This window comes from Tsukamurella conjunctivitidis (assembly GCF_007858475.1).
Lineage (GTDB): Bacteria > Actinomycetota > Actinomycetes > Mycobacteriales > Mycobacteriaceae > Tsukamurella > Tsukamurella conjunctivitidis.
In genome coordinates, this window is the sequence record NZ_VIGX01000034.1 from 1 (window position 1) to 15,048 (window position 15,048).

Annotated in this window: 19 protein-coding genes; 7 read left to right on the forward strand and 12 right to left on the reverse strand. The window is 70.5% G+C overall.

Going from position 1 to position 15,048, the window contains the following annotated elements; genetic code table 11:
• Positions 1 to 64: 64 nt before the first annotated feature.
• The 7 genes from FK530_RS23880 to FK530_RS23910 form a co-directional block, all read right to left on the reverse strand.
• Positions 65 to 712: a hypothetical protein gene (locus FK530_RS23880; protein ID WP_146489362.1), complete on the reverse strand. Its 648-nt coding sequence runs from the start codon at positions 710 to 712 to the stop codon at positions 65 to 67.
• Between the two features lie 250 nt (positions 713 to 962).
• Positions 963 to 1,136: a hypothetical protein gene (locus FK530_RS26015; RefSeq protein ID WP_158645191.1), complete on the reverse strand. Its 174-nt coding sequence runs from the start codon at positions 1,134 to 1,136 to the stop codon at positions 963 to 965.
• A 143-nt stretch (positions 1,137 to 1,279) separates the two neighbouring features.
• Positions 1,280 to 1,975: an MgtC/SapB family protein gene (locus FK530_RS26380; protein ID WP_191834176.1), complete on the reverse strand. Its 696-nt coding sequence runs from the start codon at positions 1,973 to 1,975 to the stop codon at positions 1,280 to 1,282.
• Positions 1,972 to 2,883 carry a bifunctional helix-turn-helix transcriptional regulator/GNAT family N-acetyltransferase gene (locus tag FK530_RS23895; RefSeq protein WP_146489363.1) on the reverse strand — a complete coding sequence of 304 codons (912 nt, stop codon included), beginning with the start codon at positions 2,881 to 2,883 and terminating at the stop codon, positions 1,972 to 1,974. The genes FK530_RS26380 and FK530_RS23895 overlap by 4 nt, the downstream gene beginning before the upstream one ends.
• Positions 2,884 to 2,922: 39 nt before the next feature.
• Positions 2,923 to 3,750, reverse strand: a complete 828-nt coding sequence (locus FK530_RS23900; RefSeq protein ID WP_146489364.1) for a class I SAM-dependent methyltransferase — start codon at positions 3,748 to 3,750, stop codon at positions 2,923 to 2,925.
• Positions 3,747 to 4,067 carry a VOC family protein gene (locus tag FK530_RS23905; RefSeq protein WP_146489365.1) on the reverse strand — a complete coding sequence of 107 codons (321 nt, stop codon included), beginning with the start codon at positions 4,065 to 4,067 and terminating at the stop codon, positions 3,747 to 3,749. The genes FK530_RS23900 and FK530_RS23905 overlap by 4 nt, the downstream gene beginning before the upstream one ends.
• A gap of 4 nt (positions 4,068 to 4,071) precedes the next feature.
• A complete protein-coding gene (locus FK530_RS23910) occupies positions 4,072 to 4,236 on the reverse strand; it encodes a ribbon-helix-helix domain-containing protein (RefSeq protein WP_146489366.1) in 165 nt (54 codons plus the stop codon).
• 92 nt (positions 4,237 to 4,328) lie between these two features.
• Here FK530_RS23910 and FK530_RS23915 point away from each other — a divergent pair, with 92 nt between their 5' ends.
• Positions 4,329 to 5,849 (forward strand): AMP-binding protein, encoded by a 1,521-nt coding sequence (locus FK530_RS23915; protein WP_146489367.1) that lies wholly within the window; start codon positions 4,329 to 4,331, stop codon positions 5,847 to 5,849.
• A 1-nt stretch (position 5,850) separates the two neighbouring features.
• Here the strand turns inward: FK530_RS23915 and FK530_RS23920 are convergent, their stop codons facing one another.
• Positions 5,851 to 6,300: a MarR family winged helix-turn-helix transcriptional regulator gene (locus tag FK530_RS23920; protein WP_146489368.1), complete on the reverse strand. Its 450-nt coding sequence runs from the start codon at positions 6,298 to 6,300 to the stop codon at positions 5,851 to 5,853.
• A 129-nt stretch (positions 6,301 to 6,429) separates the two neighbouring features.
• On the opposite strand from FK530_RS23920, the gene FK530_RS23925 reads away from it, so the two are divergent.
• Entirely contained in the window at positions 6,430 to 7,653 is a 1,224-nt protein-coding gene (locus FK530_RS23925; RefSeq protein WP_146489369.1) for an acyl-CoA dehydrogenase family protein, read from the forward strand.
• 115 nt (positions 7,654 to 7,768) lie between these two features.
• Positions 7,769 to 7,900 carry a hypothetical protein gene (locus FK530_RS26945; protein WP_262406940.1) on the forward strand — a complete coding sequence of 44 codons (132 nt, stop codon included), beginning with the start codon at positions 7,769 to 7,771 and terminating at the stop codon, positions 7,898 to 7,900.
• Positions 7,901 to 7,971: 71 nt separating this feature from the next.
• Here FK530_RS26945 and FK530_RS23930 read toward each other — a convergent pair whose 3' ends face one another.
• Positions 7,972 to 8,535 carry a LysM peptidoglycan-binding domain-containing protein gene (locus FK530_RS23930; protein WP_146489370.1) on the reverse strand — a complete coding sequence of 188 codons (564 nt, stop codon included), beginning with the start codon at positions 8,533 to 8,535 and terminating at the stop codon, positions 7,972 to 7,974.
• Between the two features lie 130 nt (positions 8,536 to 8,665).
• Here FK530_RS23930 and trxA point away from each other — a divergent pair, with 130 nt between their 5' ends.
• Positions 8,666 to 9,034 carry a thioredoxin gene (trxA, locus tag FK530_RS23935; RefSeq protein ID WP_146429980.1) on the forward strand — a complete coding sequence of 123 codons (369 nt, stop codon included), beginning with the start codon at positions 8,666 to 8,668 and terminating at the stop codon, positions 9,032 to 9,034.
• On the opposite strand, the gene FK530_RS23940 is transcribed toward trxA, so the two are convergent.
• The 3 genes from FK530_RS23940 to FK530_RS23950 are packed head-to-tail and all read right to left on the reverse strand — an operon-like array spanning position 9,003 to position 11,790.
• Positions 9,003 to 10,073 carry a lycopene cyclase family protein gene (locus FK530_RS23940; RefSeq protein ID WP_146489371.1) on the reverse strand — a complete coding sequence of 357 codons (1,071 nt, stop codon included), beginning with the start codon at positions 10,071 to 10,073 and terminating at the stop codon, positions 9,003 to 9,005. The two genes, trxA and FK530_RS23940, sit on opposite strands and share 32 nt — an antisense overlap.
• Entirely contained in the window at positions 10,070 to 10,696 is a 627-nt protein-coding gene (locus FK530_RS23945) for a response regulator transcription factor (protein WP_146489372.1), read from the reverse strand. The genes FK530_RS23940 and FK530_RS23945 overlap by 4 nt, the downstream gene beginning before the upstream one ends.
• Positions 10,693 to 11,790 (reverse strand): sensor histidine kinase, encoded by a 1,098-nt coding sequence (locus FK530_RS23950; protein WP_146489373.1) that lies wholly within the window; start codon positions 11,788 to 11,790, stop codon positions 10,693 to 10,695. The genes FK530_RS23945 and FK530_RS23950 overlap by 4 nt, the downstream gene beginning before the upstream one ends.
• A 109-nt stretch (positions 11,791 to 11,899) precedes the next feature.
• Here FK530_RS23950 and FK530_RS23955 point away from each other — a divergent pair, with 109 nt between their 5' ends.
• From FK530_RS23955 to FK530_RS23965, 3 genes are all read left to right on the forward strand, one after another.
• Complete coding sequence (locus tag FK530_RS23955; RefSeq protein WP_146489374.1) at positions 11,900 to 13,423, forward strand: ArnT family glycosyltransferase; 1,524 nt, start codon at positions 11,900 to 11,902, stop codon at positions 13,421 to 13,423.
• A gap of 33 nt (positions 13,424 to 13,456) precedes the next feature.
• Positions 13,457 to 14,470 (forward strand): prolipoprotein diacylglyceryl transferase, encoded by a 1,014-nt coding sequence (gene lgt, locus FK530_RS23960; protein WP_231706777.1) that lies wholly within the window; start codon positions 13,457 to 13,459, stop codon positions 14,468 to 14,470.
• 10 nt (positions 14,471 to 14,480) lie between these two features.
• A partial coding sequence (locus tag FK530_RS23965; RefSeq protein WP_231706778.1) for a pyruvate kinase occupies positions 14,481 to 15,048 on the forward strand: 568 nt, incomplete at its 3' end.

The following is a 15,048-nucleotide window of genomic DNA, read 5'->3' on the forward strand; positions in this document are numbered from 1 at the left end:
TACCACCGCCGACGCCGTCAGGTCCGCCTCGGCCGGTTGACGCCCGTCGAATACGAGACGATCATCAACACAGCCGCCTCAGCGGCATGACACCGACACTGTCACCCGATCGTGCAGCAGTCCCATCGATCAACGGCATGCGTCCGATGGCGATGATCAGACCGAGAACAAGGAGCACAGCTGGAAGGTAGCGCGGCAGCTGCCCCTCGCTGACAAACGACCCGATTCGTGTCCAGGCGTCGTTGATCCAAGAAACCACGCCGGGAATCGGCCGCAGCCACCAGGCAACAGCCAGAGTGATCACCAACCCGGACGCACCACCGAGCCTTTCCCGCGTTCTCACGATCAGACCCACCAGGCGCGACCGCCGCATGTCCCACTGGGCCCACGACACCAAGTCCATATGGTCAATCGGCACGGCCAGGTCGGCGATGTGCTCCCACTCCTTGAACTGCGCCTTTGTCAAGCCCGACGGCACCCGCTGCCGCTTAATAGTTGAGTAGGGCATCGACGCATCAGGAACAAGTTCTCGAGGTCGTCGATCGAGCACCGAGTAGTGCTTGTTGATCTTCCTCTCGCGCGACGGCATGATCCTGATTAGCAGTTGTACGAGTAACCAGGCCACCAGGTGACGGCCGATGTACAGAACGGTGAACGCGATCGCCCACCAGAACAACAGGCTTGCCAGTGGATGCGCATTGATCCACTCCATCGAGGTCTGATTCTCTGATCCCACCCGCCGTCGTTCCCCTCCCGCGACCTGTCGGATCAGCCCAGGTGCTGATCGCGCTCATGCCACTGAGGGCGATCATTCCAGGCAGGACTGACATGTTCGTATCGCTACCGGCTGGCTCTTCACACGCTAGGTGCGTCCGGGGAGATGGGGAGCCCCGTGGAAAGGGGTACCGACAGCGACCCTGAATGCGCGTGGGCCGGCCACGACGAACAGTTCCCGGGCCGCATCATCGGTCCGCGAGCTCGATCCGCGCCGGCTTCGGCCCTTCCCAGCCTGTGAAGGCGTCCACGTCGATGTCCATGCGGGCGAGCACGGCGGTGCCGGGCCAGTACCCGATCTTCGAGTAGTGGAAGACGATCGCCTGGCTGTCCAGCGAGATGCGGATCGGGGTGTCGACCATGGGGTCGCCTTCGGGTCAGGCCGGCTCGTCGCCGACTGTGGTGCGGAACGGGCCGGGCTGGACCTGGAGCTGCCAGAGGCGCTCGGCGAGAGCGTCGCCGCAGGGCCTGCCCGTCTCGGCGCACCCCTCGGCGGGATAACCGCTCAGCGGGCCGCGGTCCAGCGCGCCGCGGCGACGCCGGGGAGCAGGGCGAGCGCGTCGACCGCCTCGGCGAACCGCGCGTCCGTCCCGCCGCGCACGGTCACGTCGACCGAGATCCGCGCCCCGGTCGCATCGTCCGTGGTCCGCACCGCGCTCACGGCGAACCGCCGGTCGCGGAACTCCTCGAAGAGACGGTCGCGGATCGGGCCCTCCTCACGGGAGGAGCAATCCACTTCGACGAGGTACTCGGAGGCCACGCCGAGGGGGTTGGCGCCGCGCCTTCCGATCGCCCGGCTGAGCCAGCGCAGAGAGATGTTGCAGCTGACCACGGCCACGGTCCCCAGGACCGCCACCGCGAACATGCCCGCCGCGCAGAGGCAGCCGATCGCCGCCGACGACCACAGTGTCGCCGCGGTGTTCAGTCCGAGAACGGTGGCGCCCTGCTTGAGGATCACTCCGCCGCACAGGAATCCGATGCCGGTGACGACCTGTGCCGCCACCCGTCGCGGGTCGCCGGAGGTGCCGGCGAAACTCATCGCGCCGAACACCACGAAGAGAGCGGAACCGAGCGAGACGAGGGCATTGGTCTGCAGCTCCGCGTTGAACGCCGCCCACTGACGCTCGACGCCGATCGCGATACCGAGAGCGAGCGCAGCGGCCAGGCGGAGCAGGATCTCCGCCAGCGAGATGTCGGTCATGCGGAGATGATAGGGCCGATCGTCGACAGGTCCTTCGCGAACCAGTGGTGCGCGTAGGGATTGTCGTTGTACCGCTCGACCTCGCGGTACCCGAGCTTCCGGTAGAGGCCGATCGCCTCGGTGAGGTTGCCGTTCGTGTCGAGGCGCAGGGTCCGGACGCCCGCGGCCCGCGCCCGCTCCTCCAACTCGGCCATGATCCGTCGGCCGAGCCCCAGTCCGCGCACCGACGGCGCGGCCCAGACGCGCTTGACCTCCGCGAACCCGTCGTCCTGGAACGTCAGCGCGCCGCACCCCACCGTCTCCCCGCGCAGCGTCGCGACGAGCAGGAGTCCGGCGGGTGGCGTGATCGCCGCGTCCCGGATCGCGCCTCCTACGCCCGGGTCGAAACCGTCCTGCAGGCGTTCGCCCAGCTCGGCGTAGTAGGCGTGCGCCGCGAACACCGCCGCCGGCGACTCGGGGCGGGCGTCGTCGATCCGCACCAGCGACGCGAGCAGGAGGCGCTCCACCTCCTGCATCGCCGTGACCAGCCGCTCGCGTTGTCCCTCCGACAGCGGGGCCAGCAGTGCGCCGGCGGCGTCCTCGGAGCGAGCCTCCAGCTCGTCGTACTCAGCCGCGCCCTCGGGCGTGACCCGCGCGGTCCGGACCCGACCGTCACCGTCTGCCCCGGCGACGGTGACCAGGCCGTCGGACTCGAGCGCGCGGAGCAGCCGGCTGAGGTAGCCGGAGTCGAGATCCATGCGCCCCCGCAGGTCCCGGACGTCGACGCCATCCGGCGACCGCCCGATCTCCCAGAGCAGTCGCGCCTGCCCGAGCGGCCGGTCCCGCGCGAGGTAGCGATCCTGCAGCACGCCGAGCCGCTGGGTGACCGCGCGGTTGAACCGCCGGACGTCGTCCACCTGTTCGTTCATATCTCTGACTTTAGTCAGAGGTAAGAACGGCGGCAACGGTCACACCGTGGCGATGAGCATCTCCTCGCCGTGGGCGGGGGTGAGCCCGTCGGACCGGCCGGAGAAGTAGCGGGTGGCGGCGTCCTCGGTGGAGATCGTTTGCGCCGACGAGAAGCCCGCCGCCCGAGCGAGATCCGTCGCTTCGCGAGCGGTGTAGAAGGACCGGAACGGTGTGCCGTTACCCTCCGCCCCGGCCATGCTGACCTCGCGGGCGTGGCGGTCTACCCCGGACAGCGATTCGGTGGGCGGCTGATAGGTCATCGCGAAAACGGTGCCGGGCGCGAGCCCCGCGACGGTCTCGAGGGTGACTGCGGTCGCCTCTGGGGTCAGGTACATCGATACCCCGAGGGAGGAGACGACGGCGGGCCGGAGGGTGTCGAGTCCGAGCGCGTGCAGGCGGGTGAGCCAGTCCCCGTCGGATTCGAAATCGACGGGGACGAACCGCTGCCGGTCCGCGAGCAGGCCGAGTGTGTCGAGGCGTATGCGCTTCCACTGCTGGGGGCCGGGCTCGTCGACCTCGAAGACGGTGGCGGTGGAGTCCGGGTGGCGCTGGGCGAAGGTGTCGAGACCGGCGCCGAGCAGCACGTACTGCTCGATACCGCTGCTCAGTACGAGGTCCTCGACGATCCGCGAGCGGGTCGCGACCCAGGCGCGCATCCCGCGCGTGAAGTCGGGGTCCATGTCGGCGCGGTCGCGCCAGCCCGGTGCCGGCGCGAGGAGGTCGAGTCCGATCGTGTCGGTGAGGACGGGGGAGGGGTCGAGCTCGGCGTGCAGAGCGCGCCACAGTGCGGTGCGTGCAGCGGTGTCCTCGGGGGCGACGGTGTTCATCGCAGTGCTGACGCTTGGACGACCCAGGTGCGGCCGTCCGGATCGCGCAGGGTCGCCTCGCGGGCCCCGTAGTGGGTGTCGGCGAAGGCGGCGTCGAACGCGGCCTCGTCGTCGATGCGCACGACCGGGGAGATCCCCGTCGGCTCGGACGCGGGGACTTCGGCGACGAAGATCGACGGTCCCTCCGGAGCGGTGAGCTGCCCCGAGTTGTGATCGGTCTCGAAATCGACCGTGAAGCCGAGGTCGGTCAGGAACTTGGCAGTGGCACCCCAGTTGTGGGTGGTGATGTAGAAGGCGGCGACACCCTGTGTGGACATGGCGTTACTCCTCGGTGGACGGATCGGGGGAATGGGAGGCGAGGTACTCGGTCAGGGCGGCGGCCGACAGTGCCGACAGCGACTGCTCGGTCTCCAACGCGTGCAGCTTGATCCGTTTGATCAATGCGGCCGGCAGGTACACGTTGAACTGCTTCACCTCGTCTCCCATGGCTAGGATGCTAGCAAGCTAGCAAGGATGGCGCCAGGGTCGGTTTGCCGGACTCGCCGCGGGAGGGGTGCGACGGCAATAGCCTGGGCCGCATGTTCGTGAATCTGGGTGTGCGTGACTTCCTGAACCGGGCCGAGATCGTCTATCCCGAGCGCATCGGGATGGTCGACGAGCTGGACCAACCCGCACCGTCGTGGGGCGAGAAGACCTACGCCGAGATGGCGGCCCTCGCCCGCGGGCAGGCCGCCCGCCTCGACGAACTCGGCGTCCCCGTGGGCGGCCGCGTCGCGATCGTCTCGCAGAACGCCGCGCGGCTGCTGACCTCGTTCTTCGGCGTCTCCGGCTGGGGTCGCATCCTGGTGCCCGTCAACTTCCGCCTCGCGCCCGCCGAGGTCGAGTACATCGTCGAGGACTCGGGCGCCGAGGTGCTGCTCCTCGATCCCGAGGTCGAGCACCTCGCCGAGACCGTCACGGCGAAGCACGTCTTCGTCCTCGGCCGCGACGACGATGCGATCTTCGGCGGCACCGCCGACCCCGCGCCCTGGGCGGGTGACGAGACCGCCACCGCCACCATCAACTACACCTCCGGCACCACCGCGCGGCCGAAGGGCGTGCAGCTCACGCACCGGAACCTGTGGCTCAACGCGACGGTCTTCGGGCTGCACGTGGCCCTCACCGACAACGACGTCCTGCTGCACACCCTGCCGATGTTCCACGCCAACGGCTGGGGAATGCCGTTCGCCGCCACCGGGGTCGGGATCAAGCACGTCGTCCTCCGCAAGGTCGACGGTGCCGAGATCCTCCGCCGCGTCCGCGACCACGGCGTGACGATCATGTGCGCCGCGCCCGCGGTGGTGACCGCGGCGCTCGACGCCGCTGCCGAGTGGGACGGACCGATCCCGGGCAGCGGCACCGTGCGCGTCATCTGCGCGGGTGCGCCGCCGCCCACGCGCGTGATCCACCGCGTGCGGTTCGAGCTGGGCTGGGAGTTCATCCAGATCTACGGCCTCACCGAGACCTCGCCGCTCATCACGGTGAACCGCGAGCGCGCGGAGTGGTCGGGCGACGACCCGATGGAGGTGGCCCGCAAGCTCGGCCGCGCCGGTGCGCCGGCCCTCGGTGTGGAGTTGGCGATCGACGAGGACGGCGAGATCCTCACCCGGACCAACCACGCGCTCACCGCGTACTGGAACAAGCCCGCCGAGACCGCCGCCGCGCTGGAGGGCGACTGGTTCCACACCGGCGACCGCGGGACCTTCGACGGCGGCTATCTGACGATCGCGGACCGCAAGAAGGACGTCATCATCTCCGGCGGAGAGAACGTCACCTCGATCGAGGTCGAGGACGCGCTGGCGCTGCATCCGGCGGTGCGCGAGGTCGCCGTCATCGGCATTCCCGATGAGAAGTGGGGCGAGCTGGTCACCGCGATCGTCGTGGCCGACGGAGTGACCGCCGAGGACCTGATCGCCCACACCCGCGAGCATCTCGCCGGCTACAAGTGCCCCAAGCGCATCGACTTCGTCGACTCCCTGCCCCGCACTGCGACCGGCAAGATCCAGAAGTTCGTTCTCCGCGCCCCGTTCTGGGACGCCCTGGAGCGCAAGGTGAACTGATTCAGGCGTGCCACGCTCTCGCGCCGACGTTGTCGATCATCCGCTGCAGCGATCGGATGGTGGTGATGAATTCGTCGTCGCTGAGGCCGGCGCGGATCCTGGCGAGGGCGGCCCGGATGTCGGGCCACGTCTCGTCGCGGCGCTGCTGCCCGGCCGCGCTGACCGTGAGGACCCCGTCGGCCTCCTCGAGCAGGCCGGTCGCGACGAGGCAGGTCACGTCGGGCCGCAGCGCGTCGTCCGTGTCGACGAAGCCGCGGTGGTACTCGACCACCTCGTCGAGCGGCACCCCGTCCGGCCGGGCGGCGATGTAGTTCAGCGCCCACCACTGCGGCTGGGTGAGGCCGTGTCGTTCGAGGGTGGCGCGGATGTGGGTCACCACGGCGCTGCCGGCCATGCTGGCCCAGTAGCCGACGGGTTGGGTGAGGATGCGGGCGTCGGTGTAGGTCTCCATGGCGTCGACGCTATTTCCTCGACGATGGTTGAGGTCAAGGCTTCGTCGGGGTTCGCGCACCATCGGCTCGCGGGAGGTGCGAGGATGGACCCCAGTATGTAGAACATGTTCTATTGACGGAGGTTTCCGGTGTTCGAGTGGTCCGACGAAGACCTGATGGTGCGCGACGCCCTGCGGGCGTTCATCGACAAGGAGGTGCGTCCGCACGTCGACGAGCTGGAGACCGGCGCGCTGCCGCCCTACGACATCACCCGCAAGATGCTGCAGACCTTCGGCATCGACCAGGTCAACCGCGAGAACCTGGAGGCCGAGCTGGCCGCCGAGGAGGCGGGGGAGAAGCCGAAGGCCGGCGGTTCCAGCACCCTCAGCTCATCGATGTTCCTCATCCTCAATGTGGAGATGGCGGGCGTGAGCCTCGGCCTCATCGGGTCGATGGGGGTGAGCATGGGGCTCACGGTCTCGACCATCAAGTCGCGCGGCACCCTCGCGCAGAAGAAGCGCTGGCTGCCCGAGCTGGTCACGATGGAGAAGGTCGGCGCGTGGGCGATCACCGAGCCCGACAGCGGCTCGGACGCGCTCGGCGGTATGAAGACGACGGTCCGCCGCGACGGCTCCGGCGGGTACATCCTCAAGGGGCAGAAGACCTTCATCACCAACGGCCCGCACGCCGACACCATCGTGGTCTTCGCCAAGCTCGACGAGGGCGACGGCACGCCGATCCGCGACCGCAAGGTGCTCACCTTCGTGCTGGACACGGGCATGGAGGGGCTGACCCAGGGCAAGGCCTTCAAGAAGATGGGCATGATGAGCTCGCCCACCGGGGAACTCTTCTTCGACGACGTGCGTCTCGGGCCGGACCGCCTGCTCGGCGAGACCGAGGAGACGCCCGGCGGCGGCGGGGCCTCCGCGAAGGCGGGGTTCACGGCGGAGCGGATCGGTATTGCGGCGCTCGCGCTCGGCATCATCAACGAGGCGCAGCGACTCTCGATCGACTACGCGCGCTCGCGCACCCTGTGGGGCCAGGAGATCGGGAAGTTCCAGCTCATCCAGCTCAAGCTCGCCGAGATGGAGGTGGCCCGGATCAACGTCCAGAACATGCTGTTCACCGCGATCGAGGCCTCGCGGGCGGGTAAGCCGCCCACGCTGGCGCAGGCGTCGGCGATGAAGCTCTACAGCTCGCGGGCCGCGACCGAGGTCGCGATGGAGGCCGTGCAACTCTTCGGCGGCAACGGCTACATGGCCGAGTACCGCGTGGAGCAGCTCGCGCGCGACGCGAAGTCGCTGATGATCTACGCGGGCAGCAACGAGATCCAGGTGACCCACGTGGCGAAGGGGTTGCTGCGCGGCGAGTGACGGCTACGCGACCGATACGCGGTCTTAACGCGATTAGCGTTGCGCCACTCGGTGGTTCGGTTCGATACTCGATGGATCACCGTACGACCGGCACCGCCGGAGAAGGATCCGCATCATGTTCGCATTCGCTCGGAACCTGCACGCCCGCTGGACCATGACGCCGCAGGAGCGCCACAACCTCCGCCTGGCGAGCACGCCGCTCGCCGTGGTCTCGGCGTCGCTGGGCTGCCATCCGCGGACCCGCTGACCACGACAACGGCCCGCCCTCGCTGATGCGAGGGCGGGCCGTTGCGTGATTCAGAGCGTGATCTTCGGCGATCAGGGGATGGTGATGACCTGGCCCACGTTGATCAGATCCGGGTTCGCGATGTTGTTGAGCTGCGCGATCTCGGTGTAGCGGTTGCCGTCGCCCAGGTACTGCTCGGCGATGGCCCACAGGGTGTCGCCCGAGGCGACGGTGTGCGTGCGCGGCGCGGGAGCGGCGGGCGCCTCGGCGGCGACGGGCTCGGGCTCCGGAGCGGCCTGACGAGCCGGGGCGGGCTGGTCGGTGGCCGTGTTGGAGGCCCACTTGTCGACGTCACCGGCGTAGACGACGAGATTGCGGTCGTCCTGCAGCACGATGCGGTCGGCGCCGGTGCCCTCGGTGTTGGTCGACCAGACGCCCTCGCCGGCGCCGTTGTAGAGCACGAAGTTTCCGTCGGTCTGGAAGTTGGCCCGCTCGACGCCCTTGCCGTCGGTCGCGCTGGCCCACACCACGGTGCCGGTGCCCTCGGTGAGCACGAGGTTGCCGTCGCTCTGCAGGGTCAGCGTGTAGCCGCCGTTGAGGGAGTCCAGGGTCTCCCCGAGGCCGAGCTGGTTACCTGCGCGAAGCACGTCGGTCATGTGTATCCCCTTAGTAGATGTACTCGGTGTACATGCGGCGCACGGGTGCGCGCCCGAGTAGACAATAGCGATCCCATCCGACATTTTGGCGAATGGGAATCATGGAGTCGGCAAAATCGTTGGGGAGAGTATGGCGACAGTTGAATTGACCGCAGACAAGTTCGATCAGACCGTGACCGGCAACGATATCGTGCTGGTGGACTTCTGGGCCTCCTGGTGCGGGCCCTGTCGCGCGTTCGCGCCGACCTTTGAGAAGGCATCGGACGCCCACCCCGACGTGGTTTTCGCGAAGGTCGACACCGAAGCCGAGCAGAGCCTCGCCGCAGCGGCCAACATCCGCTCGATCCCCACGCTGATGGTCTTCAAGAAGGGCAACCTCGTCTACAACGAGGCCGGCGCGCTGCCGCCCGCCGCCCTCGAGGATCTCATCGGCCAGGCCCGGTCGCTCGAGATCGAGCAGGCCGACTTCAGCGCCGCCGGCGAGAACCCGGCGGAGTAACAGCACGCGCCAGGCGCCGGCGCAGCCCCCACGGTGCCGCCACGAACGCCGCAGCCATCGCTGCGGCGTTCGTCGTCGCCGGGGATCGTCCGGCCAGGAAGGCGCGCACGTGCCGATCGGGGAGCCCGAAGAAGACCTCGAAGAAGTCGCGCTGCTCGGGCGCAGACATCCCCAGCAGCGCGTGCAGCGCGGCCGCCCGCAGGCGGTGCGCCGCGACCGCGTCGGCCCCGACGGGGTTCCGGGCCGCGCGCAGCGCCGCCACCGCGTCGTCCGCGAAGGCCAGCGATCCCGCCACGGAGTAGCCCGTTGCCGGATGGAGCGTGGTGCCGCGCACGCCCACCCCGCACCAGCCACGCCCGCGGCGTGGACCGGGGGCCAGCAGCGGGAAGTCGACCCGCTCGTACAGCGCGCCCGCCTCGATACTCCGCTCGGCCAGCCGGGCTTGCAGGCGGACCTCCAACTCCTCGACGGTGAGCGCGGGCGCGCCCGCGAGACAGGTCTCCTCGAGCAGCACTGCCTCGTCGGACACCCGCACGGCGTAGAGGAAGGACGCCGGCGCCGCGTCCGGCACGCCCGGCGCGGGCCGCCAGTCCATCCACAGCTCCTCATGCGCGCCGGCCGGAACCAGCACCCCGGCCGCCGTCTGCCGGGGCACGCCGGAGGTGTCCGACGGTGCCGGCCCCCGCGCATCGACGACGAACGCGCCCGCGTGCCCGTCGCGCTCCGCCCGTTCCGCCCGGACCTCCACGTCGTCGAGCGGCAGCGCGTCCTGCAGCGCGTTCACGTCGAGCACCGCGTACTCCCGGCGCAGGTCGTGCCGGGTCCGCGCGACGACCTGCGGCGAAGAAACTGCGGCGACGACCCCGTCGGGGAGCCACGGCGGCAGCTCGTCGGCCCACAGCCCGAAGGTGCGCCGCCACCGCGCGTCGGGCGCCGGGTCGAAGGCGCGCACCGTCAGCCCCGAGGCCGCGGCCCGGTGTGCCAGTGCGCGTCCCGCCGGCCCGAGCCCCAGCACGACGAGATCCGGTGCGCCGCTCACAGGGCGGCCCCGAGGAGTGCGAGTTGGGTACGGTTCGCGCAGTCCAGTCGCGTCATCAGCGCGGAGACGTACCCCTTCACCGTGGACTCGGCGAGGAAGAGCCGCACCGCGATCTCCGCGTTCGACGCGCCCGTCGCCAGCTCGCGCAGCACGTCGCGGTCCCGCTCTCCGAGTGCGTCGATCCGTGGATCGCGACGCGGGCGGTCGTCGGCGAGACGCACGAGCCGGGCGAGCGCGTCGGGCGAGAGCAGCGAGCCCCCGGTGGCCGCAGTCCGCACGGCGGACGCCAGGAGCGTCGGCTCAGCGGTCTTCACCACGAAGCCCGCGGCACCGGCCGCCAGCCCGTCGACCAGGACCGCGTCGGTGTCCAACGTGGTGATCAGGACGACCGCGACCGGCGGGTCCAACGCGCGCAGGGCGCGGGTCGCGACGATCCCGTCGACCCCGGGCATCCGCACATCGAGGAGCGCGACCTGCGGTGAGTGCGCGATGCCGGCCTCGACCGCCGCGGCGCCGTCCGCGGCGGTCGCCACCACGTCGAGGTCGGCTTCGGCGGACAGGACCGAGCGCAGGTACTCCCGCACCATCGGGTCGTCGTCCGCGACGAGCACCCGCACCGTCATCGGTCGGCCGCCGAGAAGTCGGCTTGCAGGGTCCAGCCACCGTCGGGCGACGGACCGTGCCGCAGCGTCCCGCCCACGAGAGCGGTGCGTGCCGCCAGCCCCCGGAGGCCCGTGCCGCTGCCGGTCGCGACCAGATCGGCATCGGCCTGCGACGGCGGATTGTGCACGCGGACGCCATGAGCGGTGACCTCGACGTCGACCGGCGCCCCCGCGGCGTGCTTCCGCGCGTTCGCGAGGCCCTCCTCGAGGACCCGGGCGAGGCAGTCCGCGGTCGCGCGGGGGAGCGGCTGTGCCACCGCCCCCGACAGGTCGACGTGCTGGCCGGCGTCGCGGGCCCGGCTGACGGCCGCACCGAGCGCGCCCTCGACCTCGCAGGTCGTGACGAGCCCGCCGAGGTCCAACGAGGTCGACGGCGCGTCGGCGGTCTGCAAGCCGACGACCACGCGCCGCAGTTCGGCCAGCGCGGCCTGCGCGTCCTCCTCGATCCCGCGCTGCTGCGCGGTGCGCGCGGCGAGCACGATCCGCGTGAGCCGCGCGGTCGCCAGGTCGTGGAGCTCGGCGGCCAGCGCCAGCCGTTCGTCGGCTCGAGCCTGTCGCGCGGCGAGGGCCCGGCGTTCCCTCTGGGCGGCCCGCAGGCGCATCGCCAGCCCGAAGGTGGTCCCGCCGAGCACCGGCGCCAGCGAGCCGAGCGCGCCCCACGCCGAATGCGAGGACGCGGCGACGGCCGCGGCGAAGACGGCGAAGGGGAGGAAGGCGATCACGACCTCGCTGCGGTCCCGCACCGTCTGCGCGGCCGCGGAGGAGACGAGCGAGGCGGCGACCGCGACCCAGATCGCGGCGCCCGCGGACGTGGCCTCGGCCCACGGACCGAGCACGAGGACGCAGCCGGCCGCCGCGACGACGGGTGATGCGAGGACCGGGCGCAACACCGCGACGGCCGCGGACGCGAGGAACATCGCCGCCGCCCCCGACCACAGGCCCGGGCTGCGCAACGCCGGGAAGAGGGCGATCACGAGCGCCACGGTGCCGGCCGCGGTCACGCCGAGCAGCGCGGCCTGAGCGGAACGCTCGCGGGGTCCGGGGTCGTGGGGCATGGACTCATCGTAGGGACGGGCCCGACGGTGCCGATACCTCCTTTCGTCGGTCGACGGGCCGCCGTACGGCGCTACCGCGCGGGCCGCGGTGTGCGCGACCGTCGACGGCATGACATCCCAGGTCACCGCCCCCGTAACCCGAGCCGACGCCGGCGCGCCCGGCGGTCCACCGCCCGTCGCGCGCCTGCCGCTGGCCCTCGTCGGCGCCGTCGTGCTCGCCGTGATGCTGATCGGCAGCCGCAATTACGGCCACTTCTTCGACGAGGCCTACTTCATCGTCGCCGGGCGGGACCATCCGGCCGCGGGGTATTTCGACCAGCCGCCGCTCGTGCCGCTGCTCGCCGCGGGTCTCGACCGGATCGCCCACGGGAACCTCGTGGTGCTCCGGCTCCCCGCGACGTTCGCCGTCGTCGCGATCACCCTCCTCGCCGGACTGATCGCCCGCGAACTCGGCGGGCGGGCGTGGGCCCAGGTCTTCGCCGCCGCGGCCGTCGCCATGTCGCTGGTGAGCGCCGTCGGTCATTGGCTCGCGACGTACTCGCTCGATCCGCTGTGGTGGACGGTCATCGTCCACCTCCTGGTGCGGTGGGCCCGCTCCCGCGACGATCGGCTCCTGCTCCTCGCCGGGTTCGTGACCGCGTTGTCGCTGCTGACGAAGTTCCTCGTGCCCGCGTTGTGGATCGCGGTGGCGCTCGGCGCCCTGGCCTGCGGGCCCCGGCGGCTGCTCACGCGGCCCGCGCTGTGGGCCGGCGGTGCGGTCGCGGTGGTCGCGATCGCCCCCACGCTGTGGTGGCAGGCAGGGCATCATTGGGCCTACATGCGGATGGGCGCAGTGGTCCGGGCGGAATGGCCGGGCGGCGCGGGCTTCGCGCTGGTGGGGCTGTTCGGTGCGGGCCTGCTCATCGGCCTGCCCCTGCTGCTCGCCGGTGTCGTGGCGCTGCTGCGTTCGCGCGAATTGCGTCCGTACCGCTTCCTCGGCGTCGCGGTGGTGCTGGTGGTCGTCGCGATCGTCGTGACCCACGGCCGCGCGTACTACCTGGCCTCCGTGTACGCGCTCCCGATGGCCGCGGGTGCCGTCGTCGTCGAGCGGTGGGTCGCACGCCGCGGACGAAGGATGCACGGGGTCCTCCGGACGGTGGCCGTCCTCGCTCTCCTCGGATCGACGGCGAGCTGGATCGGCAGCGCGCCGGTGTGGTCGCCGGCGACGGCCGAGCGGATCGGCACGCCGCCGCTGCGCGCGCCGGCCACGATGCTGATCGACGGCGACACGCTGCTGCAGGGGCTGTCGGACACCGTCGTCGCCGCGTACCGGAGTCTGCCGCCCGCCGACCTCGACGGGGCCGTCATCGTCGCAGAGAGCTATCCGTTCGCCGCCGCCGTCGACTACTTCGGCCGCGACGCGGGGTTGCCCCGTGCCTACAGCGGCCACCGGGCGTACTACTACTTCGGACGCCCGCCGGACGATGCCCGCGCCGTCGTGTGGATCGGCGAGCCGTCCCCGGTCCTCGATGCGGCCTTCGCGCACCGTCGGGCGGTGCCCGCGCCCGGCGAGCACGGCGATCCGGTCGTGCAGCTCTACTCCGGCCGCACGGTCGCCTGGCCCGAGCTGTGGGAGCGGCTGCGCTCGCAGTGACGTCCCCTCCGCACGGTCAGTAGGGTGACGGGCGTGATCCTCGCGAGTATCCCGAGTCCCGCCCAGGGCGTCTGGCACCTCGGGCCAGTCCCGATCCGCGCCTACGCCCTGTGCATCATCATCGGCATCGTCGTCGCCTGCTGGTGGGGCGACCGCCGCTGGGTCGCCCGCGGCGGCAAGCCGGGGCAGGTCCTCGACGTGGCGGTCTGGGCCGTCCCGTTCGGCCTCGTCGGCGGCCGGCTCTACCACGTGATGACCGACTTCAGCACCTACTTCGGACCGAACGGCCGCGGCCTCGGCGCCGTCTTCCGCATCTGGGACGGCGGCCTCGGCATCTGGGGCGCGGTGGCGCTCGGCGGCGTCGGTGCCGCCATCGGATGCCGCCGGATGGGTATCAAACTCGGCCCCTTCGCCGATGCGATCGCGCCCGCGATCATCGTCGCGCAGGCCATCGGCCGGCTCGGCAACTGGTTCAACCAGGAGCTCTACGGAGCGCCGACGACACTGCCCTGGGGCCTCGAGATCTTCGAGCGCGCCAACGACGTGGGACAGCGCGGACCGGACGTGCTCGACGGGCACAGCACGGGCGTCGTGCTCGCCGTCGTCCAGCCCACCTTCCTGTACGAGCTGATCTGGAATCTGCTGGTCGCGGCCGTCCTCGTGATCGTCGACCGACGCTTCCGCATCGGCCACGGCCGCCTCTTCGCGCTGTACGTCGCCGGGTACTGCCTGGGGCGCTTCTTCATCGAGCTGATGCGCGACGATCACGCGACGCTGATCTTCGGCGTGCGGATCAACGTCTTCACCGCGGCGCTCGTCTTCGCGGGCGCCGTCGCCTACTTCCTGCTCGCACCGAAGGGCCGCGAGGAGTCGGTGTTCGTCGACGAGGCGGCGACGGCACCGTCGGAAAGCGGCTCCGAGCAGGGCGAATCGACCACCCCCGCCGCCCCTGACGCCGATCCCGCCGCCGACCAGGAGTCGGATGTTCGCCTGATGGATACCGGCGGGTTGCCGGGAGACTCCACATCGCGGAATAAGGAGGACTAACGTGGACGCCGTGACTCGTCGAACCAAGATCGTCTGCACCCTGGGCCCTGCTGTCGGAACTGATGAGAAGGTCCTCGCTCTCGTGGAGGAGGGGATGGATGTCGCGCGCCTGAATTTCAGTCACGGCGAGCACGCTGATCATGCGGTGAATTACAACCGTGTCCGGGCGGCTTCGGATAGGACTGGTCGGGCGGTGGGGATCCTGGCGGATCTGCAGGGTCCGAAGATCCGGTTGGGTCGTTTCGCCGGTGATGGGCGGACGGTGTGGGAGACCGGTGAGACGGTGCGGATCACCGTTGAGGATGTGGTCGGCACGCATGATCGGGTCTCGACCACCTACAAGGAGCTCGCGCAGGATGCTCGCCCGGGTGATCGGTTGTTGGTCGACGATGGCAAGGTCGGCTTGAAGGTCCTCTCGGTGGATGGCGACGATGTGGTCTGCGAGGTCACGGAGGGTGGCCCCGTCTCGAACAACAAGGGTGTTTCGTTGCCCGGGATGAACGTCTCGGTGCCGGCGTTGTCGGAGAAGGACATCGCCGATCTGGAGTTCGCGCTGGAGTTGGGTGTGGATTTCATCG